Genomic DNA, 26,159 nt, shown 5'->3' with positions numbered 1-26,159 from the left:
CAACCGCACTTTAGGCAACTTTTGCCATTTCAAACTCAATTAGCATCATCAATATATGGATCACTTTAATATGAATTTCTTGAATACGATCCGCATAACGGAAATGCGGTACACGAATTTCCACATCAGCAATCCCTGCCATTTTTCCTCCGTCTTTCCCCGTCATCGCAATCACTTTCATTCCTTTAGCTTTCGCGGCCTCAATGGCATTCAATACATTTTTAGAATTGCCTGATGTAGATAAACCAAATAACACATCGCCTTTTTGCCCCACAGCCTCGACATAACGTGAGAATACATAATCATAGCCAAAATCATTACTGACACAACTTAAATGGCTCACATCGGAAATTGCAATTGCCGGATAGCCCGGGCGATTTTCGCGGTAACGCCCAGTAAGTTCTTCCGCAAAATGCATCGCATCACAATGTGAACCGCCATTACCACAAGACAAAACTTTACCGCCTTGTTTGAAACAATCAGAAATTAACAGCGCCGCCTGCTGAATTAATTTAATATTATTCTCATCAGAGATAAATTTATTTAATACATCTTGCGCTTCCACAAGTTCTGCTTTGATTTGATCCAAGTACATTATTGCTCCTTTTAAGAAATGAGAAAATTTCGCAATATTCTATAGTAGATATCATCTTTTATCTAGGGTCAGAAAACCTTTGTTTTTACTCATCAAGTCTTATTTTCTCGATCAAGATCGCAAAACACGTTCAAAATACTTTAAAAAACAACCGCACTTTTTTAACCTTTATTCAGTTTTTGATCGATAAATTAAGAAGGGATCTTATGAACTTAGTCCTTGCGATTTTCATAATATTTTTTAGTATAAAAACTTACGCCAATATTGATGTGATGCTTTTGAAAAACTATGAAGGTCAAAATATTGAAGGCTGGGTGATGTCCGAAAAGCTTGACGGAGTCCGTGGTTATTGGGATGGGACACAACTATTAACACGTCAAGGGCAACCCTTGTCGCCACCTGCCTACTTTATTAAAGGATTTCCGCCTTTCGCCATTGATGGCGAGTTGTTTAGCGAACGCAACCATTTTGAAGACATATCCTCCATCACTAAATCCTTTAAAGGCGAGCACTGGGAAAAACTTAAGCTGTACGTATTTGATGTACCAAACGCAAAAGGAAATTTATTTGAACGGCTCAACATTCTAAAAACCTATCTTTCAACACAGCCTACGCCCTATATTCAAATCATTGAACAAATCCCTGTACGGGACAAAGCCCATTTGTATGAATTTTTAAAAGAAGTCGAAGCCCAACAAGGGGAAGGTGTGGTAGTCCGAAATCCTAATACGCCCTATGAACGAAAACGTAGTTCACAAATACTCAAATTGAAAACGGCTCACGATGAAGAATGTACCGTCATTGCTCACCACAAAGGTAAAGGGCAATTTGAAAATGTGATGGGATCATTAACCTGCAAAAATCATCGAGGAGAATTCAAAATCGGTTCAGGATTTAATCTTAATGAACGTGAAAATCCCCCATCAATAGGCTCGGTTATCACCTATAAATACCGAGGATTAACAAATTCCGGTAAACCTCGATTTGCTACTTACTGGCGTGTAAGAGAAAGCGAATAATCAAAATAAAGGCTGGTATAAAACCAGCCTATTAAAACTATCCGTGATAACGCCCCACACCGAGTTCATCTTCTTTTCGTGTTCGGTTCATCACTTCTTGTGGTGATTGTGCAATACGTAATCCCATTTCTTCTTCAGTCCGAACGACCTCGCCACGTAAAGAATTGGTATAGACATCAGTGATTTTCACATCAACAAATTTTCCAATCATATCAGGTGAACCTTGGAAATTCACAATACGATTCGTTTCCGTTCTACCGGTAAGCTCCATCACATCTTTTTTCGATGGTCCTTCAACTAACACCCGTTGCTCAGTGCCCAACATACGACGGCTAAATTGTGCAGCCTGCTGATTAATACGTTCTTGCAAGACATATAAGCGTTGTTTTTTCTCCTCTTCCGTCACATCATCAGGCATATCTGCAGCCGGCGTTCCCGGCCGTGCGGAATAGACAAAGCTGAAACTCATATCAAAATTCACTTGCGCGATAAGATTCATGGTTTGCTCAAAATCTTCTGCCGTTTCCCCCGGAAACCCTACAATAAAGTCAGAGCTAATTTGAATCTCAGGGCGAACTGCACGTAATTTACGAATAATGGATTTATATTCTAAGGCGGTATGACCACGTTTCATCATCGTCAGAACACGATCGGAACCGGACTGAACAGGCAAATGTAGAAAACTCACAAGTTCTGGTGTATCACGATAGACATCAATAATATCGTCGGCAAATTCAATTGGATGACTTGTGGTAAAACGTAAGCGGTCGATCCCATCAATTGAGGCGACTAAGCGAAGTAATTCAGCAAAGCTACAAATCTGTCCATCATGAGTTGGTCCACGGTAGGCATTCACATTTTGACCAAGTAAATTAACTTCACGTACACCTTGTTCCGCCAGTTGGGCAATCTCAAATAATACATCATCTACCGGACGGCTAACTTCTTCACCACGGGTGTAAGGCACCACACAGAAAGTACAGTATTTGTTACACCCTTCCATAATAGAAACAAATGCTGTCGGTCCTTCCGCACGAGGTTCAGGTAAACGATCAAATTTTTCAATTTCAGGGAAACTGACATCTACCACCGAGCTTTTACCGCCACGGATTTGATTAATCATTTCGGGTAAACGGTGTAATGTTTGCGGCCCGAAAATAATGTCCACATAAGGCGCTCGATGACGAATATGTTCACCTTCTTGCGAGGCAACACACCCCCCGACACCAATCACTAAATTAGGGTTTTCTTTCTTTAACTCTTTCCAACGCCCTAGCTGATGGAATACTTTCTCTTGTGCTTTTTCACGGATAGAGCAGGTATTTAATAGCAGGACATCCGCTTCTTCAGGAATATCTGTTAATTCAAGTCCATGGGTGCTTAATAACAAATCAGCCATTTTTGATGAATCATATTCATTCATTTGGCAGCCCCAAGTTTTAATATGTAATTTTTGCGTCATCTTTCTAAAATTGTGAGTCAATTCAATAAAAACAGTCGGCTATTGTACAAATTTGTTCCCACTCTTACCAGTCAAAATTTACTTTTGCTACGATTGAAAACGACAATATTATGTAGCAACGACACAACGTTGTTTTTTGTTCTCTTGTAGGGACACGCGCATTTTGTCCCTAGATTTTGCTAAAATTTACTTTTTACACATTGGCGACATAATATCGGAAAAGTAAAAAAAGTGCGGTCATTTTTAACCGCACTTTTTTAAATTTAGTAGCCCTCTTCCTGCATATTAGGTAAAAATACTGCCTGCCGGATTCGTTTCACATTCGTCACAATAACGCCATCCGAATGTAATTCAATTTCCCGCCACCCCGGTTGAGCGTCGTCTAAGGCAAAATGTTGGCTATCGGCTTTAAACTGAATACAAGTTGAAGGGGTTGCCATCACTTTATAGCCCTGCCAGCAACTATCCACTTGTTGATGAATATGTCCATATAAAATACCTTTCACATTTTTGAACGGCGCAAGCACATCAAATAGTTCATGGGAATTCCGTAAATTATGCTGATCAAGCCAAGCGGAATTAGTCGGTAATACATGATGATGGAATACAATTAAAGTGTGGCGATCAGGATATTTTTCCAATGTTGTTTTTAACAAATCTAACTGATACCGGCTCAATTCACCATGAGCTACCCCATAAACTTGACTATCTAGCAATAAAACCTGCCAATACTCCCCCAACAAAATATGTTTTGCTTTCTCCATTGGTGGCTGATTGAGATTTTCAACCATTTTAGGTTGAAAATCATGATTACCAGGAATCCAAAAGACGGGTAATCCAAAAGGTTTTACCATATTCACAAAACGCTGATACCCCTCATCACTGCTATCTTGCACTAAATCACCAGTGGCTAATATGACATCAAATTCAGTATTTTCTTGCTGAATTTCCTTCAAAACCTGTGCAAAACTAGTCTGTGTATTCACACCTAATAATTCATTGTTTTCATCTTTAAATAAGTGCGAATCAGTAATTTGTAGCAATTTCACAATCGGTTTACCCGAACGATAAACAAACGTATTTCTCATAGATGACTCCCAATTTCATTGCCAACGTTGTTGCAACTGCACATAATTTAACTGAAGCCATTGCAATCCCATTACTGCAATGCCATTATCAATTTTCCCTTCGCACATCCATTGATACGCCTGTTCACGTTTCACAACATGCACTTGAATATCTTCATTTTCGCAAGCCAAACCGTGAATCCCTTTTGCTTGTGTACTATCCACTTCCCCTGCAAATAAATAAATCCGTTCTACAACGCCACCGGGACTGTCCCACACACTTAAGCAATGAGTAAGGTTCTTCACAGTCACGCCCGCTTCTTCTTCACTTTCGCGGAGTGCCACATCCTCAGGTCGTTCACCTTTTTCCACCATACCGGCAATTAGCTCCAACAGCCAAGGAGAACGATTTGGTTCAGGATGATAAGCCGCCCCAATACGAACCTGTTCGACCAACACTACCGAATCTTCCTTCGGATCATAAGCAATCACTGCGGCAGCTGCCCCCTTGATAAGCAATTCACGTGTAACAACGCCACTTTCACCACCGGCAAAAAGTTTATGTTTAAATTGAATTTTCTTGAGCGTGAAAAAACCCTCATACACAACATCCTCATTAAGAATCTCAATATCACGCTGATTAAATTGTTGAATTTTAGACATCTTTCTCTCCAAATACTAAGGTAAAAATCATACGCTCAAAAGACGATAAAACAAATAAAAGGTTTATACTTTTTGTTGAAACTTTGACATTGCTCACAAAAAATAAAAACCAGTGATTGATTTATGATCACTGGTTTTTAACGAAAGCAGCATATGTAAAAACAAGGTAATTAAAAATCCATATCATAGCTATGACCCTGTAAAAACCTTATTTTTTCTCCTAGTTAATACTCCGCAATCAAATTCAAAATCCGTTTATCCGATACTTGATATTTTGTTCCTAACTGTTGAGCAAATAAGCTCACCCGCAATTCTTCGATCATATAGCGAATTTCCGCCACTTCATCAGAAATCGGTTTGGATTTGGGTAATTTTGCCAATAGTTGCTGATAGGCTTGTTGCACTTGTTCCACACGCAGCATTGACGCACGATCACGATTCACATCTTGAGTCAGTTTGTCAATGCGTTTGTCAATAGCTTGTAAATAACGCAATAAATCCGGCAAACGATGATAGCCGCTTTTTTGCACAAAGCCTTGATACACCAACCCGCTCAATTGTGATTTAATGTCCGAAAGAGCGAACGCCATAGTAAAATCCATTTTGCCTTTTAAACGTTGGTTTAATGCATGATTAAAAGTGAGAATTTGCTCTACTTTTTGTGCGATATCAACGGTCACATCATTCAGATTTTCACGCACGAAATCCCGTAGTCTTTCAAAGCCCTCTTCAGTCCAAACAAAACCGCCAAAATCCATGATAAGTCTATCCACTGCACAAGCAATGCAATCATCAATTAAATCTAATACCCGTCCAAAAGGCGTGAAATAAAGACCAAGTTTGGATTTATTGGGTAATTTTTCGTGTAGATATTTAATCGGTGAAGGGACATTAAGTAGCAATAATCGGCGTAACCCTTGCTGCATTGCCACCTTTTGCTCAAACTCCGTTTCAAAAAGCTTGATCCCCACCGATTCTTTTTCATCCACTAGGGCAGGAAACGCCTTCACACTGAAACCTTGTTTTTTTTGCTCATAAAATTGCGGTAAATCAGCAAAGTTCCAAATATGTACACCCGTCTGTTCAATAGCATCATCCGCTACAGCAGAAATGCTTTCTTGTACACGCTCTTTGAGATCAAATTTGAGCGCATCCAAATCCATAGATTCGGCAATTTTCTTCCCTTTTTCATCAACAACACGGAAAGTCATTTTTAAATGGCTTGGAATTTGTACCCAATTCCAATGCTCTGCATCTACGGTGACGCCCGTCATCCGCCGCAATTCATAGATAAGCGTATCCAATAACGGTTTTTCTAAAGGAACCGCACGGCCTAAAAAAGCTTGAGCATAATTTGGAGCCGGAACAAAATTACGTCGGTATGATTTTGGCAGTGACTTAATCAACGCAATCACTAATTCCTCACGTAACCCGGGAATTTGCCAGTCAAATCCAGTCATCTCTACTTGATTCAGCAATGGCAACGGGATATGTACCGTTACCCCATCCGCCTCTATCCCCGGCTCAAATTGATAAGTGAGCTTGAACTTCAGATCCCCCTGATGCCAGAAATTTGGGAAATCCAGTTGACTTACTTTCTCCGCCCCTTCATTAATCAGAAACGCACGTTCAAAATTCAGTAACTCTGCATCCTGTTTTGCGGCTTTTTTCCACCAAGTATCAAAATGTTTTTGCGATACCACTTCTGTACCGATACGTTGATCGTAAAATTCAAAAAGGGTTCGCTCATCAACCAAGATGTCCCGACGACGACTTTTGTGTTCCAGTTCTTCTATTTCATTGATCAACCGTTGATTTTGTTTGAAGAAATGATGTTTAGTATGCCAATTTCCTTCCACTAAAGCAGATTGAATAAAAATCTCTCGGCTTACAACAGGATCAATAGCACCATAATTTACCGGTCTTGCCACAACAATCGGCACACCGTATAAACTCACTTTTTCATCCGCAATCACAGCCCCTCTAGATTTTGACCACCGAGGCTCGGCATAAGATTTTTTCACTAAATGCGCTGCAAGCGGTTCAATCCATTCCGGTTCAATCTCTGCCACCATACGTCCCCAAAGTTTTGAGGTTTCCACCAATTCCGCTGCCATCACCCATTTCGGCTGTTTTTTGAAAAGTACGGAGTTAGGGAAAATTGCAAAATGGGCATTACGCGCGCCAAGATACTGTTGTTTTTCGACCTCTTTCAGTCCGATATGGGACAATAAACCACTTAAAAGTGCGGTATGAATTTGCTGATATTCTGCTTTTTCAGAATTAATCGGTAGCCCCATTTCACGCACAGAAAGACGAATTTGATGATAAATATCCTGCCATTCCCGGATGCGTAAGTAATTTAAAAAGTCTTTTTGACACTGGCGGCGGAATTGATTTTTACTCAAGTTTTTTTGCTGTTCTTGAATATAATTCCAAAGATTCAAAAAAGCTAAGAAATCAGATTTTTTATCCGCAAAACGACGATGCTTTTCATCTGCCGCTTGCTGTTTTTCTGTTGGGCGTTCACGCGGATCTTGAATGGATAACGCAGAAACAATCACCATCACTTCATAAACACTGGCAAAATTGACCGCACTTAACAACATTTTTGCCAATCGAGGATCAACTGGAAGTTGGGCGAGCCGGCGACCGGTTTGGGTCAATCGTCGTTTTTCACCAAACTTTGTTTTAATGGTTTCAAATGCACCCAATTCTTCCAACAATTTCACCCCATCTTGGATATGCCGTCTGTCCGGTGCATCGACAAAGGGAAATGCTTCAATATCATCTAACCCTAATGCCGTCATTTGTAAAATCACGGAAGCCAGATTCGTGCGTAGAATTTCCGGATCGGTAAATTCCGGGCGAGAATTAAAATCTTCTTCCGAATAAAGACGAATACAGATGCCTTCACTCATACGACCGCAACGCCCCTTACGCTGATTAGCGGAAGCCTGTGAAATCGGTTCAATCGGTAAACGTTGAACTTTTGTTCGATAGCTATAACGGGAAATCCGAGCTGTGCCAGGGTCAATCACATATTTAATCCCCGGTACAGTAAGAGAGGTTTCTGCCACATTTGTTGCAAGAACGATACGATTCAATCCACTAGGATGGAAAATTCTGTTTTGTTCCTGAACAGAAAGACGAGCAAAGAGCGGTAAAATTTCCGTATGTTTTAAATTTTGTTTTTGTAACGCTTCTGCTGTATCACGAATTTCTCTCTCACCATTCATAAAAATTAAAATATCGCCTCGGCCTTCTGCCTGAAGCTCATCTACTGCATTTAAAATGCCTTGTAGCTGATCTTGATCTTCCTCATCAACAATTGGGCGATAACGCACTTCCACAGGATAAGTTCTACCGGATACCTCAATGATCGGTGCATGGTTGAAATGTTTAGAAAAGCGTTCCACATCAATGGTTGCAGAAGTAATAATGACTTTTAAATCCGGACGACGTGGCAAAAGCTGTTTGAGATAACCGAGGATAAAATCATTATTTAAACTGCGTTCGTGGGCTTCATCAATAATCAGACAGGAATATTGATTGAGGAAACGATCTGTTTGAATTTCTGCCAACAAAATCCCATCGGTCATGAGTTTAATTTGGGTATTCTCACTGATTTGGTCATTAAAACGGACTTTATATCCCACCAAATCGCCCAACTCCGTCTGTAATTCTTCCGATATGCGTGTTGCAACAGAACGGGCAGCAATTCTGCGGGGCTGGGTATGCCCGATCATCCCTAATCGACCTAATCCTAACTCTAAGCACATTTTAGGCAATTGTGTCGTTTTACCCGATCCCGTTTCCCCTGCTACGACAATAACCTGATGCTCAGATAACAGTTTTTCAATTTCTTTTCTACGTTGGCTAACCGGGAGATCTTCAGGAAAAACAATAGGATTTTTAACCTCACTTTCACGCCGTTCTACACGCAATTTTGCCTGTTGAATTTGCTGTTCAATTTCTAATGCCACTGCTTGCTGTGTATCTTGGTTTTTAATTTTACCGATACCCTGAATACACGAAAATAACCGACGCTTTTCCACAAGCATCAAGTTATCAAGTTGAGAAAAAAGAGATTGTTGTAAAGAATTAAATTCGGATTTTATCGTTCTTTTCTTCATTCTGATTTACTTTTGAAACTGCCGTAGGCTAGGCTAAACCAGCCAACTAAAAATAAAGTCCCGCCAATTGGTGTCATCCAAACGACCATCTTACTTACACCAAAGGCAAGGGCATATAAACTTCCACAGAAAAATACCATTCCCACTGACCACGCCATTGCAGCTAAGTTTGCAAATTTGTCATTTTGCCATACCGACAGCCCGACAGCTAAAATCGCTAAAGTATGAAACAGCTGATATTTCAGACCGGTATCAATCCATTCAAGCGCTTTGTGATCCAAAATATGAGTTAATCCATGAGCAGCAAATGCGCCTAACGCTACGCCGAAAAAGCCACTTAATGCGGCAATAAATAACCATTTGTTTTTCATTTATTATTTTCCTAATAATAGTGCCAGCATACCTGCTGCAATAAGCGGTCCAACGGGAATCCCTCCAAGAAAGGCTACGCCTGCCACTGTGCCAATTAATAACCCGGTAACTAATACAGGTTGTTCTCCCATCAGCGAAACGCCTTTTCCAGCCAACCATGCCACAAATACGCCAACAATAATAGAAAGCGCCATTTTCCAGCTTAGAAAATCCGCCAAATTAGGGAGTTTGATTTTTCCTGAAACCAGCGGACTTAATACACCGGCAGTAAGAATGATAATACCAATTTTTAAACCGTATTTTTCCAAGAACGGGATATATTCAGATAAAAAAGTTTGTTGCATAATCAACAACACGGCGGCGGAAACAGTGATGGCACTGTTATGGCTTACAATACCGAGAATAATGAGGATCACCAATAATAAGGCGATCATATTGAATTGTAATGACATACCTCTCCTAAATGACTGATAAAGTGCGTTTTAGAAATATAAGGTCGTGGATTATAACAACTTCTTAAATTTACTGTACCTTTTATTCTCTACGATTTTACTACACCACTAAATCCAACATTTCTTTCGCATTTGCCAATGCAAGCTCTGTTACTTGGCTTCCCCCTAGTAAACGAGCCAACGCAGAAATGCGTTCTTCCTGTGAAAGAGCGGTCATTTTAGTTTCTGTTTTTTCATCGACTGTAAATTTTTCAACATTAAATTGGTGATGCCCACAACAAGCAACTTGTGGTAAATGCGTGACACAAAGCACTTGGCATTTATTTCCCAACTGACGTAATAATTTCCCCACAACACTCGCCGTTGAACCGCTAATTCCTACATCCACTTCATCAAAGATTAGCGTAGAAATCGCAGATTGATCTGAAGTTAATACTTGAATAGCCAATGAAATTCGGGAAAGCTCACCACCCGAGGCGACTTTTGCCAATGGTTGAGGCTGTTGTCCTAAGTTACTGCGTAAAGTAAAAATAATTTGATCCGCACCGTTAGAAGTGATTTTTTCATCATCAGTTTTGACTTCTACATAAAATTCCGCATTTTCCATTGCAAGCTGTTTAATGGAAGCGGTCACTTGTTTTGCTAATGTATTGGCTGATTTTTGCCGGCTTGCGGTTAATGCCCCCGCTGTTGCTTGCATTTGTGTAAAAGCCACTTTTTCTTGTGCAATCAACCATTCTTCACTTTCAGAAAAATCTAAAAGTGCGGTCAATTCTTCTTTTAATTTTTTATGCCACTCGACCAATTCTTCAGGTTTTACATTATGTTTTCTTGCCAGCTGTAATGCTTGCCCCATACGCTGTTCGATTTCTTGCAATAACATGGGATCTTGTTCAATATTTGATGACAAATGCTGCACTTCATTTGTGGCCTCCTGCACTTGAATCAACGCTTCATTTAATAAATTTTGCACATCCGCATAACGGGGATCAAGCTCAACAAGCTCATCAATATATTGAGTAGTACGATATAGCATCGTATCAATATTCACCGTTTCATTTTCACTTAAAATTTGTAAGGCAGATTGAGAAAGCTGAGTAAGCTGTTCACTATTCGATAAACGACATTGTTCTTCTTCTAATTCGAGGTATTCATTTGGACGAAGATTAAATTCATCTAATTCTTCAACTTGGTATTGTAACAGTTGCTTTCTTGATTCATTTTCCGCTATTTTTTGCTGAAATGTCTTAACTTGAGTTTGTAAATTTTTCCATGCCCGATAGTCATCACGCATTTGGTTGAGCAAATCAGCATGTTGTGCAAAGCTATCGACTAATTGAAGTTGGTAGTCATTTTTAAGTAGAAGTTGGGAGGCATGTTGGCCATTAATATGAATAAGATACTGCCCAATTTCTTTAAGTTGAGCCGCAGAAACAGGTGTGCTATTGATAAATGCTTTGGAGCGACCGTCAGCATTGATCACCCGGCGTAAAATACATTCGAAAGGATTTTCGGAATCCTGTAATTCTTGTTCCTGTAACCAATGATAAGCAGGATTATGGGGAGCAAGGTGAAAACTCGCACAAATCTCAGCACGTTCTTGCCCATCTCTTACCATTGAACTTTCTACACGTTGTCCTAAACATAAACCCAAAGCATCAATAGCAATGGATTTACCGGCACCGGTTTCACCGGTAATCACAGACATTCCTTTGGCGAATTCAACATCTAGCTGACGAACAATCGCAAAATTATTAATAGTAAGTTGGGTAAGCATAATAAAATCCTTGTTTACTGTATATTTATTATATTAATACTGTTTCAATATACAGTAAAGATTTTATTTAGAAATTTTTTAACCAGCCCAACTTTGTACTTAATACGTTGTAATAATTATAATTTTTTAGATGAAGCAAACGTAATTTATGTTTGCTTTTTTCAATATGAACCACATCATCCGGTGAAAAGCCCAATGCAATTTGGCTATCACACCCCACTTCCAACTGAGAGGTATTATGCTCGGCAAAACGGATAGAAATTTTACTGTCGCCATCAATAACGAGAGGGCGTGATGAAAGTGTGTGAGGAAACATTGGCACTAACGCAATCGCATTTAAATTTGGTGTTAAAATCGGCCCTCCAGCGGAAAGGGAATAAGCCGTTGATCCTGTTGGGGTCGAAACAATTAACCCGTCAGAACGCTGAGAAAAAGCAAATTTATCATTAATATACACATGGAAATCAATCATATGTGCAATTTTTGCAGGGTGAATAACAGCCTCATTAATTGCATTTCCTTTAGCAATAATTTCTCCATTTTGCTCAATTTGGGCTTCAAAGAGAAAACGCTCTTCCACAAAAAATTCGCCTCGTTCTAAACAGGCTTCTAATTGGGCATAAGCATTTTTCGGGTCGATATCCGTTAAAAAACCAAGGTTACCACGGTTAATTCCGATAAGAGGAATATTATATTTTGCAAGAATACGCGCACGTCCAAGCATATTACCATCTCCCCCAATTACAATCACAAGCTGTGCCAGCTGCCCGATTTGCTCTAATGTCGCCAGTGTGTGTTCAGGAAACTCAAGTTTTTCTGCGACCTCTTTTTCAACTAATACCTGATAGCCACGCTCAATTAGCCAATGGTACACATTTTTGTGCATTTGCAGATTCACGTCATTACGTGGTTTCCCTGCTAAGCCAATAATTTTAAAGGAGTTATGTAGTTCGTTCATCTTCATTAATTTAGGCGGAATATCAACCGCACTTGAATTCAAAATTTTTGCCATTATATTACATAGCACTTTAATTTTGCTAAAATGTCGCCAATTTTTGAATTAATGGAGAACAAAATGTCTGAACAAGAACAAAAATTTAATGCGAATGAAGAAATTGTTGAAGAAACGCAACAAGAGAATGTTGAGCAAGCACAATCCGATGATCCTTTAGAAGAAGCCATTGCCCGTGTTCAGGAGCTTGAGGAACAACTTAAAGCACAAGTTGAAGAAACCGCTAAAAAAGAGCAAGATCTTTTACTCCGTACCCGTGCAGAAATTGACAATATTCGTCGCCGTACAGAGCAAGACATAGAAAAAGCCCATAAATTTGCCTTAGAAAAATTCTCAAAAGATATTTTAAATACGATTGACAATTTAGAACGAGCACTTGCTACGCCGGCTAACACCGAGGATGAAAGTATAAAGGCGTTATTTGATGGCGTAGAACTCACCTTAAAAGAACTCATTTCAACTGTCGGTCGCTTTGGTGTTGAAGCGGTAGGTGTAGTCGGTGAGGTATTCAACCCTGATTTACACCAAGCTATTTCAATGCAACCGGCTGAAGGATTTGAATCTAACCAAATTACGACAGTTTTACAGAAAGGCTATACTTTAAACGGGCGTGTTATTCGTCCCGCCATGGTGATGGTCGCAGCATAATCTTTGTAACTGAAATAAAAGTGCGGTCGATTTTTCGACCGTTTTTTATTGCTCCGCTGTTCTTATATAAAATCTTGATCAAGATCACAAAAATAACATTTATTTGAGATTAATTCTCATACAAAAAATTCACCTCTCCCCTTTGAAATCAAGGCACTACCCTATTTCTATCTGTAAAACAAAACAAAAAACACTACATATTGTGTGTTGATTATATTATTTTACCTATATATAGTATGCCACGCATTTTAAACATACTATATCTTGGAGTATACAATGAATAGTTTTAGCGTTATCAAACGCGATGGCTCACGTGCGGACTTTGAAATTCAACGCATTATTCACGCCATCAAAAAAGCCTCAAGTGCGGTCAATATTCATGATGAATTTTATTGTCATCAAATTGGACATGACGTGGGAAATGAAATTTTTACCCATCATCAACAAGAAATCGACATCAATCAAATTCAAAAAATCGTTGAAGATAAATTAATGGCAAGTCGCTATCCTCAAATAGCACGTGCTTATATTGAATATCGCCATGATCGCGATTTAGCCCGTGAAAAACGCAGCAAACTCACCAAGGAGATTGAGGGATTAATTGAGCAAAGCAATGTAGAATTATTAAATGAGAATGCTAACAAGGATGCAAAAGTCATTCCGACCCAACGGGATTTACTCGCCGGTATTGTGGCAAAACATTACGCCAAACATCATATCCTGCCACGTGATGTAGTCGAAGCACACGAAAAAGGAGAAATTCATTATCATGATTTGGACTATGCACCGTTTTTCCCAATGTTCAACTGTATGTTAGTGGATTTAAAAGGCATGCTCTCCCAAGGGTTCAAAATGGGCAATGCCGAAATTGAACCACCCAAATCCATTGGTACGGCAACCGCTGTGACGGCACAAATCATTGCACAAGTTGCCAGCCATATTTACGGTGGCACCACCATTAATCGTATTGATGAAGTACTGGCCCCCTATGTACAGTTAAGTTATGAAAAGCATTTAAAAAATGCCCAAGAATGGCAAGTACCGGATGCAGAAGGCTATGCAAAAGCGTTGATTGAAAAAGAATGCTTTGATGCCTTTCAATCTCTAGAGTATGAAGTGAACACCTTACATACCTCAAATGGGCAAACGCCTTTTGTGACCTTTGGATTCGGTCTAGGCACAAGTTGGCAAGCCCGTTTAATTCAACAATCGATTTTAAAAAACCGTATTCGTGGTTTGGGTAAAAATCATAAAACACCGGTTTTTCCAAAACTCGTGTTCACCATTAAAAAAGGGCTTAACCAAGCAAAAGGCGAGCCAAATTATGATATTAAACAACTGGCGCTTGAATGTGCCTCTAAACGGATGTATCCGGATATTCTTAATTACGATCAGGTCGTGAAAGTAACAGGTTCTTTCAAAGCGCCAATGGGCTGTCGGAGTTTCTTAGGCGCTTATGAAGAACAGGGTAAGGAAATTCACGATGGGCGTAACAATTTGGGCGTGGTAAGCCTGAATCTACCTCGTATCGCTTTAGAATCAAAAAATGAGACAGAATTCTACCGCACTTTGGATGAGCGCCTTGCTATCGCCAAAAAAGCCTTAATGACAAGAATAGCCCGACTTGAAAATACGAAAGCCCGTGTCGCGCCAATTCTTTATATGGAAGGCGCTTGTGGGGTACGTTTAAATGCCGATGATCATGTTGCCCAAATTTTCAAAAATGGACGAGCCTCCATTTCACTCGGTTACATTGGTATTCACGAAACCGTCAATGCTCTTTATCACAAAGGCCATATTTTTGATGATGCACAATTACGTGAAAAAGGAATTGAGATTGTTCGTCATTTGCATCGTGCTGTGAAACAATGGCAACAAGAAACGGGCTATGCTTTCAGCCTCTATTCCACACCGAGTGAAAATTTATGCGACCGTTTCTGCCGTTTGGATACCAAACAATTTGGCGTGATTGAGGGTGTCACAGATAAAGGCTACTATACCAACAGCTATCATTTAGATGTAGAAAAGAAAGTCAATCCTTACGATAAATTGGATTTTGAAATGCCTTACCCACCTTTAGCCAGTGGTGGATTTATTTGCTATGGCGAATATCCGAATATCCAACATAACTTAAAAGCACTGGAAGATGTGTGGGATTACAGCTACGACCGTGTCCCTTATTACGGTACCAACACGCCAATTGACGAATGCTACGAATGCGGTTTCACCGGGGAATTTGAATGCACCAGCAAAGGTTTCGTTTGCCCGAAATGCGGTAATCACGACAGCAGTAAAGTATCGGTTACCCGCCGTGTATGCGGTTATCTAGGCAGCCCTGATGCACGCCCTTTTAATGCCGGAAAACAGGAAGAGGTGAAACGTCGAGTGAAACACCTATAACCTGACACTTAATCGCACAAGCGATTGGAATCATATAAAATTTACAATCGCTTTTTTATTAAGTCGAAAGTCCCCGCCCGCTCTAAAGGGATTGAAACTCCATCTGTTAACTTTTGGTATTCCCTAAAATCTTCGTTAAAATAACCGCACTTTTATTCAACAGGGAAAGCAAAATGTCAGGAGCGCTTAATCATTTAATTCATCTGCTTAAACTTAAACAAATTGATGATTTGATTTTTCGTGGAGAAAGCCAAGATTTAGGGCTTCGTCAAGTATTTGGCGGGCAAGTGGTGGCACAGGCGCTGTCTGCGGCGATGCAGGTTGCGCCGAAAGATCGACTTTTACATTCATGCCATGCCTATTTTCTTGCACCGGGTGATAGTCAATATCCAATTATTTACGATGTGGAAACGCTACGTGAAGGGAGAAACTTTTCAACTCTTAAGGTAAAAGCAGTTCAGCATAACAAGCCTATTTGTCATATCACCACATCCTTCCAAGTATATGAAGAAGGTTTTGATCATCAAAATAAAATGCCGGATGTCGAGTTACCTGAAAAGTTCATTGACGAAAACGCAATGATACAAAAAATGGCATCCGCCCTGCCTGAATCATTAAAAGAGAAATTTATGGCTGAACGTCCTTTTGAGATACAGACAAAATATCTCAATAATCCGTTCAATGGTGTGAAATTACCGGCGGAACAATATTCATGGTTTAGAACACAGGGTAAGGCATATCTTGATCTTGCCATACAGCAGTGTTTGCTTGCCTATTTTTCTGATTTTCACTGTCTCTTGACCACACTTCACCCTCATGAGAAAGGTTTTCTACAACAGGGAATGAAAGTGGCGACGATTGATCACAGTATTTGGTTTCATCGCCCATTTGACTTGAATAATTGGCATCTTCATGCAATCGAAAGTAATAACGCTTTTGCCGGACGTGGATTAGCTCGTGGGCAAATTTTTTCACTGGATGGAACATTAGTTGCAACCACACAACAAGAAGGCTTAATTCGTTATCAAAAATAACCGCACTTGAGGAAATAATGAAAAAAGAATTTTGGCATAAGGTCACTGAAGCCTTGCAAGAAACCGATCCGAACACTAAATGTACGTTTGTTAATCAACTCTATGATGAAATTTTACCGACAATCTCACTCTTGGAAATCAATGATTTTCCACAAATTAGTGTTGAGCAAAATATTGCCAGATTCCCTTCAACGCCTATTTTAGTTGCGCCAAAAGATGTTCCTAAACGTTCTTTTGCATCAAAAGAAGGCTATGCTGCCACCTTGCATGCCATTGCGCATATTGAATTTAATGCAATTAATCTAGGCTTAGATGCAGCCTGGCGATTCGGGCGAAATGCCCAAGAAGAATTGGGTGAAGGACAGGCTTTTGTGAAAGATTGGTTGCGCGTCGCACGTGAAGAAAGCACGCACTTTAGTTTGATCAATGAGCATTTGAAAACATTGGGTTATCAATACGGAGACTTTGAAGCCCATGCCGGTTTATGGGAAATGGCACAAGCCACCGCTCACGATATTTGGGAGAGAATGGCACTCGTCCCAAGAGTCTTGGAAGCCCGTGGTTTAGATGCAACCCCTGTATTACAAGAAAAAATTGCCCAACGTAAAGACTTCGCTGCCGTTGATATTTTGGATATCATTTTGCAAGATGAGATTGGTCATGTTTATATTGGCAATCATTGGTATCACGCACTTTCTGAGAAACGCGGATTAGATGCAATGAAATGTTTCACTGAATTGTTGCATAAATATCGCATTGTGATTTTTAAAGGTGTAATTAATACTGATGCACGTATTCAAGCAGGCTTTACCCAATATGAATTAGATTGGATTTATGAGGTGGAGCAAACATTGAAATCTTATATCCAGAAATGAGATTGTATAAAACAAGGGTAAAAAAAGCGGCCAAATTTGACCGCTCTTTTCTAACATCTATCTAGAAGAAAACGTTACTCTTCTTCATTTTTTTCTGAAAAGCGCTCAATTCTTGCCCCTAAGCAACGTAATTTTTCTTCAATATGTTCGTAGCCACGATCAATATGGTAAATACGATCAACGATGGTTTCACCTGTTGCAATACAACCCGCTAGAACCAAACTAATTGACGCTCGCAAATCTGTTGCCATCACTTCTGCGCCGGAAAGCTGTTCCACACCGTGACATACCGCTGTATTCCCTTCAATTTCAGCCTTACCTCCCATACGAATTAATTCCGGGATATGCATAAAACGATTTTCAAAAATTGTCTCGGTGATAATACTCGTTCCCTGTGCCACCATATTTAATAGGGTGAATTGCGCTTGCATATCCGTAGGAAAACCTGGATGCGGGGCAGTACGAATATTTACTGCTTTTGGGCGATTACCGAACATATCTAATGTAATCGTATTTTCCGTGACATCAACTTGGGCACCCGCTTCACGTAATTTATCAATTACCGCATCCAAAGTATCCGCTTTTGTATTTTTACAGACCACTCGGCCACCTGAAATAGCCCCAGCCACTAAGAACGTCCCGGTTTCAATGCGATCCGGTACGATACTATGCTCACAACCGGTTAAGCGATCCACACCTTCAATCGTAATATGATCCGAACCGGCGCCACTGATTTTTGCTCCCATTTTATTGAGGAAGTCCGCCGTATCCACAATCTCAGGTTCACGGGCCGCATTTTCAATCACAGTTTTCCCTTTCGCGAGCGTTGCCGCCATCATGATAGATAAAGTTGCCCCTACGCTGACTTTTTCCATGACAAGACGCGTACCGATTAAACGATCCATAACCTGAGCTTTTACATAGCCTTCTTCAAGCACAATATCCGCACCCATTTTTTCAAGACCGCTAATATGTAAATCCACGGGACGAGCGCCAATTGAGCAACCTCCCGGTAAGGAAACCTGCCCTTGGTGAAAACGAGCAACGAGGGGGGCAAGCGCCCAAATTGAAGCCCTCATTGTTTTTACTAAATCATAAGGTGCAATAAAATGGTCAATTTTTGATGCGTCCAATAACACAGCCCCGCTTTCATCACGCTCTGCGACCACGCCTAATTTACGTAAAATTTTAAGCGTAGTTTCAATATCCTTGAGTTCCGGTACATTAGTGAGTTTTACCGGCTCTGTCGCTAAAATTGAGGCAAAAAGGATTGGAAGTGCAGCATTTTTAGCACCTGAAATAGTGACGGTACCACTTAAACGGGACTGTCCGCCATAAACACGAAATTTTTCCATGTAAGAAATCCTAATAATTTAACTGAATTGATGTAAAAGACGATCCATTTTCCACTTTTCAGTGGTGTAAGTTTTAATGGTTAAGGCATGAATTTCACCGGTACTAAAGTAGGACATAAGAGGGGCATAAACAGCTTGTTGCTGTTTTAATTTGGATAATGCAGCAATTTCATCACTCACCACAATCACGCCGAAATGCGCATTTTCACCTTGTGCGTACACTTCATCAACATTTAACGATTCTTTTAAAATTCGTTCAATTTCTTTCAGTTCCATTCAGGTTTCCATTTTAATGATATTCAACAAAAGCAGTGAGCCAATCAGATAAATTGGCTAAATCTGCAAGGGTTAATAATTGTTGAGGAGGATTAACTAAGCATACTGTTTTGTTTGGCAATTGTTGACTGGTATATAAGAAATCACAAAGCAAAGCAAAGCCTGCGGAATCAATTCTTGTTATCTCCGTTAAATCCCATTCAATAATTGACCGATTTAACTTAGCCTCTGATAAAAAAGAAGCACGTCGCCGCCACAAGGCTAGCAACGTGTTACGAGATAGCTCCCCAAAAAATCGGAGCGCTATCTTATCATTCTTTTGAACGAAATCCCAATTTAATGTTGTCATGGATTATTTGCTTAATGTAACAGGTTGAGCCGCTGATTTTTGAATTTGAGCCGTTAATGCATCAATACCTTGTTGGCGTAAAATACCGCTCCATTCATTTTGTTTCGTCACAACCATACTTACGCCTTCTGCGACCATATCATAAGCCTGCCATTCCCCTGTTTTGCTATTTTTACGCCATTTAAAATCTAATTTAATCGGCGCTGCACCACCACTTTGAATAATATTTACACGAATACTCACTAAGTTTTTATCCCCCACCTCTTTTGCAGGTTCAATTTGAATATTCTGATTGCTGTATGCCGTCAAAACTTGAGCATAGGCTTGCTCAATAAAATCACCAAAGGCTTTGAAAAATTTTTCACGTTGTTCCGGCGTGGTTGATTTAAAATGTGATCCTAACACTAAGGAACCGGCGTAGTTCACTTGTACATAAGGTAATAAATCATTACGTACAATGGTACGAAGATAGTTTGGGTTCTGTTTAATTTTCGTTTGATTGTTTTTAATATCTGCAAACAATTTGTCTGAGGCTTGTTGCATTAAGACATAAGGGCTGGTTTCAGCCATTACTGTACGAGTAACAAAAAGTGCGGTCATTGCAAAGGCTAAAATTGCAAACCATTTTCTCAACTGAGTGATTTTCATCATAAATCTCCTAATTAAACATTGTTATTATTTTGCTGCCGGTTCTGCGTTTTCCGCATTTCCTTCAGATTTTTTGTCGCCATAGAGGAACTGACCTATCAGATCTTCCAATACCATAGCTGATTTTGTATCTTGAATCTGGCTACCGTTTTTCAACATGGCGGTCTCTCCATCATCAAATCCCATCGTTAATGCGATATATTGCTCTCCCAAAAGCCCTGATGTTTTGATGGATAATGAACTATTTTCCGGAATTTCATTATAGTCTTCATTAATAGCAATATTCACTTTTGGTAAGTAGGTTTTCTCATCCAGTTCAATACTACTTACCCGACCAATCACAACCCCTCCTACTTTTAACGGCGCACGGACTTTTAGTCCGCCAATATTGTCAAAAGTTGCAGTAACCATATAAGATTTATTCTCACCGAAACCTTGCACATTTGCTACACGTAAACCTAAAAATACGAGTGCACCAATGCCAAGCAATAAGAATAATCCGACCCAAAATTCATATTTAACAGTTTGTCGCATAAAAATACCCTTTTAACCTGCCCCAAACATAATGGCAGTTAAGATGAAATCTAATCCGAGTACCACTAACGAAGCGTGTACAACGGTTCGAGTTGTGGCTTGACTAATACCTTCCGAAGTGGGGACACAATCATAGCCGTTAAATAATGCAATCCATACCACCGCAATGGCAAAAAACAGACTTTTAATAAATCCATTGAGAATGTCATAGCTCCAGCTGACAGAATTTTGCATCACAGACCAAAAACTCCCTGCATCTACGCCTTTCCAATCTACGCCCACAAGTGACCCGCCCCAAATACCAATAGCAATAAAAATAACGGAAAGAATCGGCATCGCCATCACACCCGCCCAAAAACGCGGAGCAATGACCCGACGCAAAGGATCCACAGCCATCATTTCAAGACTTGAAAGCTGCTCGGTCGCTTTCATTAAACCAATTTCTGCCGTTAAAGCCGAACCTGCGCGCCCGGCAAATAAAAGTGCGGTCACAACGGGGCCTAATTCCCGTAAAAGCGATAATGCCACCAACTGTCCAAGACTGGTTTCAGCGGAAAAATCCACGAGCACCACGTAACCTTGTAATCCTAATACCATTCCGATAAACAAACCGGAAAGAAGGATAATCAGCAAAGATTGTACGCCCAAAACGTGTAGCTGTTTAATCAAAAGTGGAAAATGTTGGCGAATTTGAGGTTTCCCCACCAACGCTCCAAACAGCATTAAACCGGCACGCCCTAAAGCACGAAAAAAACGGATAACCTTACGTCCAAGAGAAGAAATCGTTTCAATCATCATTGGAATAACGCCTCCACATAATTGCTAGCCGGATAATGAAATTTCACCGGTCCGTCAGCTTCACCTTTTAAAAACTGTAATACCTGTGGATCTTGGCTTTCGAGTAATTGTGCTGAAGTCCCTTCTGCAATGACCTGCTTATCGGCAATAATATAGGCGTAATCTGCAATACTTAATACTTCTTGTACATCGTGTGAAACCACAATTGATGTCAAATTAAGCGCTTCATTTAACCGTTTAATTAAACTGACAATAACCCCCATACTAATCGGATCTTGTCCTGTAAAAGGTTCATCAAACATAATCAAGTCGGGATCCAACGCAATGGCTCTCGCCAATGCTGCACGGCGTGCCATACCACCGGAAAGTTCAGAAGGCATTAATTGTGCAGCACCGCGCAATCCAACTGCTTCTAATTTCATCAATACAATTTGACGAATTAACGTTTCCGGCAAACGTGTGTGCTCACGAATAGGGAACGCAACATTATCAAAGGTAGAAATATCGGTAAAAAGTGCACCGGATTGAAACAACATTCCCATGCGTTTACGTAGTTCGTACAATTCACGATTAGAAAGACGACAAATATTTTTACCATCAAACCAAATTTCGCCTTTCTCAGGCTGCAACTGCCCACCAATTAATTTTAGCAAGGTTGTTTTTCCGATTCCTGACGGCCCCATAATTGCCGTAATTTTGCCCTTTTGGACTTTTAAATTCAGGTTATCGTAAATCACCCGTTCGCCTCGCTTAAAGGTGAGGTTTTTTACTTCAATTAGATTTTGACTCATTAAAATCTCATTCTTTTAGGCGGAATGGAATTATCACCCCACCAATACTATTCAATCTGTGATGAGCAAGCCCATCAAATAAAGTGCGGTCGTTTTGACTATTGTTTTTCTGAAAGGTTCATACGGCGACGAATAAACATCATCAGACCACGTAACATTAAAAACAACAACGACAAACCATAAAGCGGCATATTCCCCAACACTGAATAAGGTGTTTTGCCTTCAGTCGGTGCAATTGTATAGGTTAAAGTGGTTTCGACAAATTGCGACGCTTGTGCCAAAACCTCCCCCATTGCCCCAATAAACACCGAAATCCCTGTATTAGTTGCACGAATTAAAGGTTTACCTAATTCCAACGCTCTCATTCTCGCCATTTGTAGATGCTGCCAAGGGCCAATAGAATCACCAAACCAAGCATCATTAGAAATCGTCAGTAAATAATCTGTGTCCTTTTTGACGCTTTGACGCACTTGCTCACCAAAAATAATTTCATAACAAATTGCCGGTGAAAATGCGCGTTGCTTTGCTATAAAAGAAGGCTGTATTGCCTCACCACGTTGAAAAGCAGACATAGGTAAGTTAAACACGGAATTTAGCGGGCGCAACCACGTTTCCAGAGGAACATATTCACCAAAGGGAACTAAATGATGCTTACTATACCGATTATTTGTGGACAATCGGTAAGGAAAATCAGGATTACCTGCGCTAACAATAGAGTTAAGCAATTTACCCGATTCAATATCTTGATATACCGTGCCAATCATAATCTCCGTCTTCTTTTCTTGTGCCACCCGATCAAGACTTTCAAAAAATGGGACAATATGATTTTCCAAAGTCGGCAGCGCTGATTCAGGTAACACAATAAGATCGCTTTTGCCTAAATTTTCTGCGATTAATTTTTGATAGATTTCTAAGGTTGAATAGAAATACGCCGGATCCCACTTGAGATTTTGCTCAATATTACCTTGGGCAAGAGTGACCGTCAGAGCTTTATCCTCAACAGATTTTACAAAAGTGATATTTTTCGTATAAGTAGCTAAACAACCAACAACAGCAAGCTGTAGAACATTGACTACTAACAACTTGATATTTTTTTCTTTCAATACCGCAAAAGTACCATTAAAAATGACCGCACTTGCCCATAAGGTAAAGAAAGTTAGTCCATCCACACCGAATATTGGTGCAATACCTGCAAATGGACTATCTATTTGAGTGTAACCAAATTGTAACCAAGGAAAGCCGGTGAAGACCCATCCCCGTAAAAATTCTGTGAATGTCCAAATTACCGCAAAAATAACGGCACTTTTAACCTTAAAACGTTGAACAAGATAGGTGAAAAGCATCGGGTAAAGAGCAAGATAGGCTGAAAGTAATCCTACAAGGAAATAACTCACCCCAAGCGATGCGCCGCCAAACTGATGAATACTGACATTCAGCCAACTGACACCAAAACAGAAAAAGCCCATTGCCCATAAGAAAGTACCTAAAAGTGCGGTAGATTTTTTCGGTGTTTTAGCGACATAAAGTAGCCCAAATAAGGATACATACGCCATTCCCCAATAATCAAAAGGGGAAAAGGCGAAAACACCGATAACACCGGAAAAAATGGCAATGAAATAAGTCAATAAATTTTTCATTTTATTTCAATATCACAAAAATCCCCCTCAATACCAAGGGGGAAAACAATTTTACCAAAAGGCACTACTCTGTTTGTTCTTCTGTCGTTGTCATATCCGACAAGTGCTCATCCGGCACAGTGACACGTAACTGAATTAAACGGCGGCTATCTGCAGAAGTCACTTTGAATTGTAAGTTACCTAAAACAATTTCCTCACCACGTTTTGGTAAATAGCCAAAGGCTTGCATGACAAGCCCCCCTATGGTATCCACTTCTTCATCATCAAAATGTGTATTAAATTGTTCATTAAAATCATCAATATCAGTCAATGCACGCACGGCATAGGCATGGCGGGAAAGTTGACGAATATCTGCAATTTCTTCTTCGTCAAATTCATCTTCAATATCGCCCACAATTTGCTCTAAAATATCTTCAATCGTCACTAAACCGGACACCGCACCAAATTCATCCACCACAATCGCCATATGGAAACGTTCTGAACGGAAATCCTTTAGCATGCGATCGACACGTTTACTTTCCGGCACGATCACCGCTGGTCGAAGAAGCTTCTCTATATCAAATTGTTCCGCATCTTCACGCAAGAATTTGAGTAAATCTTTAGCATGTAAAATCCCTGCGATATTGTCCCGATCATCCGCATCGGCAATCACAGGAAAACGGGAATGAGCAGAATCAATAATGGTATTCAAGCAAGCATTCAAATCTTGTTCATCTTTAATAAAGATAATTTGAGAACGGGGGATCATAATGTCACGCACACGAAGTTCTGCAATTTCCATTACGCCTTCAATCATTTCACGCGTATTTTGATCGATTAAATCGTTTTGCTCGGAATCACGGATGACCTCCACAAGATCTTCGCGATTTTTTAATTCGCCTTGAAAAAAGCGTCCAAATAAAGATTGGAAAAAAGATTTTTTAGAATTTTCCGATTGAATTAAATGTTGTCCGTCACTCATATTGTTTTGTTTTGAAAGTCCAAACTAGCGCGGAAAAGTACCACATTTCGACTGATTTCGCAAAATAAAGCACATGAAAAATAAAGTGCGGTAAAAAAATTCGGTATTATGTAGCAGTTGCACAAAGATTTAATTTGTTGTTTCTGCTACATTTTCTTATCTTTTATGTACAAAAGGTAAGAATAGTCAATGACAAAACAAAAATCAACTTTGGAAAATGCGCTTGAAGAAGCAATTGAAGAAATTGAAACCGAAAAGAAAGAAATTGCAGCGCAAATCAAGCAACTCTATAAAGAATTAAAAGATCTTGATCGGAAGATTTCCGACTATCGTGTAGTATTAAATCACGCAAGAGGTCGAGAAGAACCGCCTTTACCTTCAAACCCCAAATTTAGAAATCTTCGCTTCAAAACTTCACCTCAACAGTTGATTGCTCAGGTACTAAAACAAGAGCCTTCAAAATGGTTAAGTGTGAAGGAGATTACATATCTGGCAATGAAGTTAGATGGGCAAGAGATTGAAGAAGTCATACCGTATAAACAATCACAAACGATTGCTTGTACATTAAACTATTTAAAGTATAAATCGTTAGTGGAAAAATGCTTAATAGATAACTCACAACATTGGCGATTGAGAACACTTGAGCAAGGATAGTAAATAGCGGTAGAAATACCGCTATTTTTGTTTCCATTGCCAGTGAACCTCATTTCGGCTGATTTGAACTCTATTAATCCATTCCCTTTTATAAAACTCATTCAGTTGTTTACGAACGGAATCAAGATGCTTTTCAGACGGTGTCTCAGGATTTTGTTCAATATCAAAAATGCGCTGCGTAAGCTCGGCAATTGTAAAGGCTTTATTAGGTGCTTCTCGCATCATTTGTACGATGTATTTACGAATTTTCCCTTTAAAGAGCTTATATTTGGAACGGTACACAAAATTGTCCGTATTATAAAGGGCTACATCACTTTCCTGTTGAGTAAGCTCAATAGCACGTTTTAATGTGGCAATGTTCGCATCGAGTAACGCAAGATGATGCAATACTTGTTTACGTTCAAACTCAAATTCTTTGAGCTTCTTATCTAGGTTGTATGCCATATATCTACTGCCAAATCACTTCTTGATGAATAATTTTTCGTTGCCAATAACCGCACCATTCATTGTTATCATTGGCGGTTTTCAAACATCGGCTTAATACATCAATAAACTGCGCTTTATTTGAGGTACGGCGATTGTCCTCACGGTACGCAATTTCATTAGCATAGTTAAGTAAGTATTCGTTGCTGATACGGTGAACT

At 39.8% G+C, this 26,159-nt stretch carries 25 protein-coding genes and 1 pseudogene; 6 read left to right on the top strand and 20 right to left on the bottom strand.

All coding sequences use genetic code 11. The features are described 5' to 3' along the window. Positions 1–10: 10 nt before the first annotated feature. Positions 11–595 (bottom strand): D-sedoheptulose 7-phosphate isomerase, encoded by a 585-nt coding sequence (gene lpcA, locus BKK54_RS08940; RefSeq protein ID WP_077542738.1) that lies wholly within the window; start codon positions 593–595, stop codon positions 11–13. Between the two features lie 206 nt (positions 596–801). Here lpcA and BKK54_RS08935 point away from each other — a divergent pair, with 206 nt between their 5' ends. Continuing rightward, positions 802–1,614 (top strand): DNA ligase, encoded by an 813-nt coding sequence (locus tag BKK54_RS08935; RefSeq protein ID WP_077542737.1) that lies wholly within the window; start codon positions 802–804, stop codon positions 1,612–1,614. Between the two features lie 37 nt (positions 1,615–1,651). Here the strand turns inward: BKK54_RS08935 and miaB are convergent, their stop codons facing one another. The 8 genes from miaB to BKK54_RS08895 all read right to left on the bottom strand — a co-directional run bounded on the left by miaB (position 1,652) and on the right by BKK54_RS08895 (position 12,501). Further along, positions 1,652–3,076, bottom strand: a complete 1,425-nt coding sequence (gene miaB / locus BKK54_RS08930) for a tRNA (N6-isopentenyl adenosine(37)-C2)-methylthiotransferase MiaB (protein WP_077542736.1) — start codon at positions 3,074–3,076, stop codon at positions 1,652–1,654. A 263-nt stretch (positions 3,077–3,339) separates the two neighbouring features. Next, positions 3,340–4,164: a 3',5'-cyclic-AMP phosphodiesterase gene (gene cpdA / locus BKK54_RS08925; protein WP_077542735.1), complete on the bottom strand. Its 825-nt coding sequence runs from the start codon at positions 4,162–4,164 to the stop codon at positions 3,340–3,342. 15 nt (positions 4,165–4,179) lie between these two features. Further along, positions 4,180–4,806, bottom strand: a complete 627-nt coding sequence (gene nudF / locus BKK54_RS08920; RefSeq protein ID WP_077542734.1) for an ADP-ribose diphosphatase — start codon at positions 4,804–4,806, stop codon at positions 4,180–4,182. A gap of 224 nt (positions 4,807–5,030) precedes the next feature. Continuing rightward, the gene (gene hrpA, locus BKK54_RS08915) at positions 5,031–8,942 is read right to left on the bottom strand and encodes an ATP-dependent RNA helicase HrpA (protein ID WP_077542733.1); all 3,912 of its coding nucleotides are present in this window, start codon (positions 8,940–8,942) and stop codon (positions 5,031–5,033) included. Further along, entirely contained in the window at positions 8,939–9,313 is a 375-nt protein-coding gene (locus BKK54_RS08910; protein ID WP_077542732.1) for a DUF423 domain-containing protein, read from the bottom strand. The genes hrpA and BKK54_RS08910 overlap by 4 nt, the downstream gene beginning before the upstream one ends. Positions 9,314–9,316: 3 nt before the next feature. Then, positions 9,317–9,766 (bottom strand): DUF441 domain-containing protein, encoded by a 450-nt coding sequence (locus BKK54_RS08905; protein WP_077542731.1) that lies wholly within the window; start codon positions 9,764–9,766, stop codon positions 9,317–9,319. Positions 9,767–9,866: 100 nt separating this feature from the next. Continuing rightward, positions 9,867–11,543, bottom strand: coding sequence for a DNA repair protein RecN (gene recN / locus BKK54_RS08900; protein WP_077542730.1), 1,677 nt, complete (start codon positions 11,541–11,543; stop codon positions 9,867–9,869). Between the two features lie 67 nt (positions 11,544–11,610). Then, the gene (locus BKK54_RS08895) at positions 11,611–12,501 is read right to left on the bottom strand and encodes an NAD(+) kinase (protein ID WP_077542797.1); all 891 of its coding nucleotides are present in this window, start codon (positions 12,499–12,501) and stop codon (positions 11,611–11,613) included. A gap of 117 nt (positions 12,502–12,618) precedes the next feature. Here BKK54_RS08895 and grpE point away from each other — a divergent pair, with 117 nt between their 5' ends. The 4 genes from grpE (at position 12,619) to BKK54_RS08875 (ending at position 17,512) form a co-directional block, all read left to right on the top strand. Further along, on the top strand, positions 12,619–13,203 hold the full coding sequence (gene grpE / locus BKK54_RS08890) for a nucleotide exchange factor GrpE (RefSeq protein ID WP_077542729.1): 585 nt from the start codon (positions 12,619–12,621) through the stop codon (positions 13,201–13,203). Between the two features lie 276 nt (positions 13,204–13,479). Continuing rightward, positions 13,480–15,603 (top strand): anaerobic ribonucleoside-triphosphate reductase, encoded by a 2,124-nt coding sequence (gene nrdD / locus BKK54_RS08885; protein ID WP_077542728.1) that lies wholly within the window; start codon positions 13,480–13,482, stop codon positions 15,601–15,603. Positions 15,604–15,776: 173 nt separating this feature from the next. Further along, a complete protein-coding gene (tesB, locus tag BKK54_RS08880) occupies positions 15,777–16,637 on the top strand; it encodes an acyl-CoA thioesterase II (protein WP_077542727.1) in 861 nt (286 codons plus the stop codon). A 17-nt stretch (positions 16,638–16,654) separates the two neighbouring features. Next, positions 16,655–17,512 (top strand): ferritin-like domain-containing protein, encoded by an 858-nt coding sequence (locus tag BKK54_RS08875; protein ID WP_077542726.1) that lies wholly within the window; start codon positions 16,655–16,657, stop codon positions 17,510–17,512. Positions 17,513–17,586: 74 nt separating this feature from the next. Here BKK54_RS08875 and murA read toward each other — a convergent pair whose 3' ends face one another. The 9 genes from murA to corC all read right to left on the bottom strand — a co-directional run bounded on the left by murA (position 17,587) and on the right by corC (position 24,861). Beyond that, positions 17,587–18,867 (bottom strand): UDP-N-acetylglucosamine 1-carboxyvinyltransferase, encoded by a 1,281-nt coding sequence (gene murA, locus BKK54_RS08870; protein WP_077542725.1) that lies wholly within the window; start codon positions 18,865–18,867, stop codon positions 17,587–17,589. A gap of 18 nt (positions 18,868–18,885) precedes the next feature. Continuing rightward, positions 18,886–19,143, bottom strand: a complete 258-nt coding sequence (locus tag BKK54_RS08865; protein ID WP_077542724.1) for a BolA family protein — start codon at positions 19,141–19,143, stop codon at positions 18,886–18,888. 13 nt (positions 19,144–19,156) lie between these two features. Further along, positions 19,157–19,492: an STAS domain-containing protein gene (locus BKK54_RS08860; RefSeq protein WP_077542723.1), complete on the bottom strand. Its 336-nt coding sequence runs from the start codon at positions 19,490–19,492 to the stop codon at positions 19,157–19,159. A 3-nt stretch (positions 19,493–19,495) separates the two neighbouring features. Continuing rightward, positions 19,496–20,140: a phospholipid-binding protein MlaC gene (mlaC, locus tag BKK54_RS08855; RefSeq protein ID WP_194199160.1), complete on the bottom strand. Its 645-nt coding sequence runs from the start codon at positions 20,138–20,140 to the stop codon at positions 19,496–19,498. A 27-nt stretch (positions 20,141–20,167) separates the two neighbouring features. Next, entirely contained in the window at positions 20,168–20,674 is a 507-nt protein-coding gene (gene mlaD / locus BKK54_RS08850) for an outer membrane lipid asymmetry maintenance protein MlaD (protein WP_077542721.1), read from the bottom strand. A gap of 12 nt (positions 20,675–20,686) precedes the next feature. Next, positions 20,687–21,469 carry a lipid asymmetry maintenance ABC transporter permease subunit MlaE gene (mlaE, locus tag BKK54_RS08845; protein WP_370581582.1) on the bottom strand — a complete coding sequence of 261 codons (783 nt, stop codon included), beginning with the start codon at positions 21,467–21,469 and terminating at the stop codon, positions 20,687–20,689. Continuing rightward, complete coding sequence (gene mlaF, locus BKK54_RS08840) at positions 21,469–22,263, bottom strand: phospholipid ABC transporter ATP-binding protein MlaF (RefSeq protein ID WP_077542719.1); 795 nt, start codon at positions 22,261–22,263, stop codon at positions 21,469–21,471. The genes mlaE and mlaF overlap by 1 nt, the downstream gene beginning before the upstream one ends. 98 nt (positions 22,264–22,361) lie before the next feature. Next, entirely contained in the window at positions 22,362–23,900 is a 1,539-nt protein-coding gene (gene lnt / locus BKK54_RS08835) for an apolipoprotein N-acyltransferase (protein ID WP_077542718.1), read from the bottom strand. A 64-nt stretch (positions 23,901–23,964) separates the two neighbouring features. Continuing rightward, complete coding sequence (gene corC / locus BKK54_RS08830) at positions 23,965–24,861, bottom strand: CNNM family magnesium/cobalt transport protein CorC (RefSeq protein WP_077542717.1); 897 nt, start codon at positions 24,859–24,861, stop codon at positions 23,965–23,967. 189 nt (positions 24,862–25,050) lie between these two features. Between corC and BKK54_RS08825 the strand changes: the two genes are divergently transcribed. Next, positions 25,051–25,515 carry a hypothetical protein gene (locus tag BKK54_RS08825; protein ID WP_077542716.1) on the top strand — a complete coding sequence of 155 codons (465 nt, stop codon included), beginning with the start codon at positions 25,051–25,053 and terminating at the stop codon, positions 25,513–25,515. A 21-nt stretch (positions 25,516–25,536) separates the two neighbouring features. Here the strand turns inward: BKK54_RS08825 and BKK54_RS08820 are convergent, their stop codons facing one another. Both BKK54_RS08820 and BKK54_RS08815 read right to left on the bottom strand, forming a co-directional pair. Further along, complete coding sequence (locus BKK54_RS08820; protein WP_077542715.1) at positions 25,537–25,959, bottom strand: hypothetical protein; 423 nt, start codon at positions 25,957–25,959, stop codon at positions 25,537–25,539. A 4-nt stretch (positions 25,960–25,963) separates the two neighbouring features. Continuing rightward, a pseudogene (locus BKK54_RS08815) lies at positions 25,964–26,159 on the bottom strand (IS1595 family transposase); the annotation flags it as partial.

Source organism: Rodentibacter genomosp. 1 (assembly GCF_001999285.1).
GTDB lineage: Bacteria > Pseudomonadota > Gammaproteobacteria > Enterobacterales > Pasteurellaceae > Rodentibacter.
Note: the sequence above shows the minus strand (reverse complement) of the source record. Positions and strands in the feature narration are given on the sequence as shown.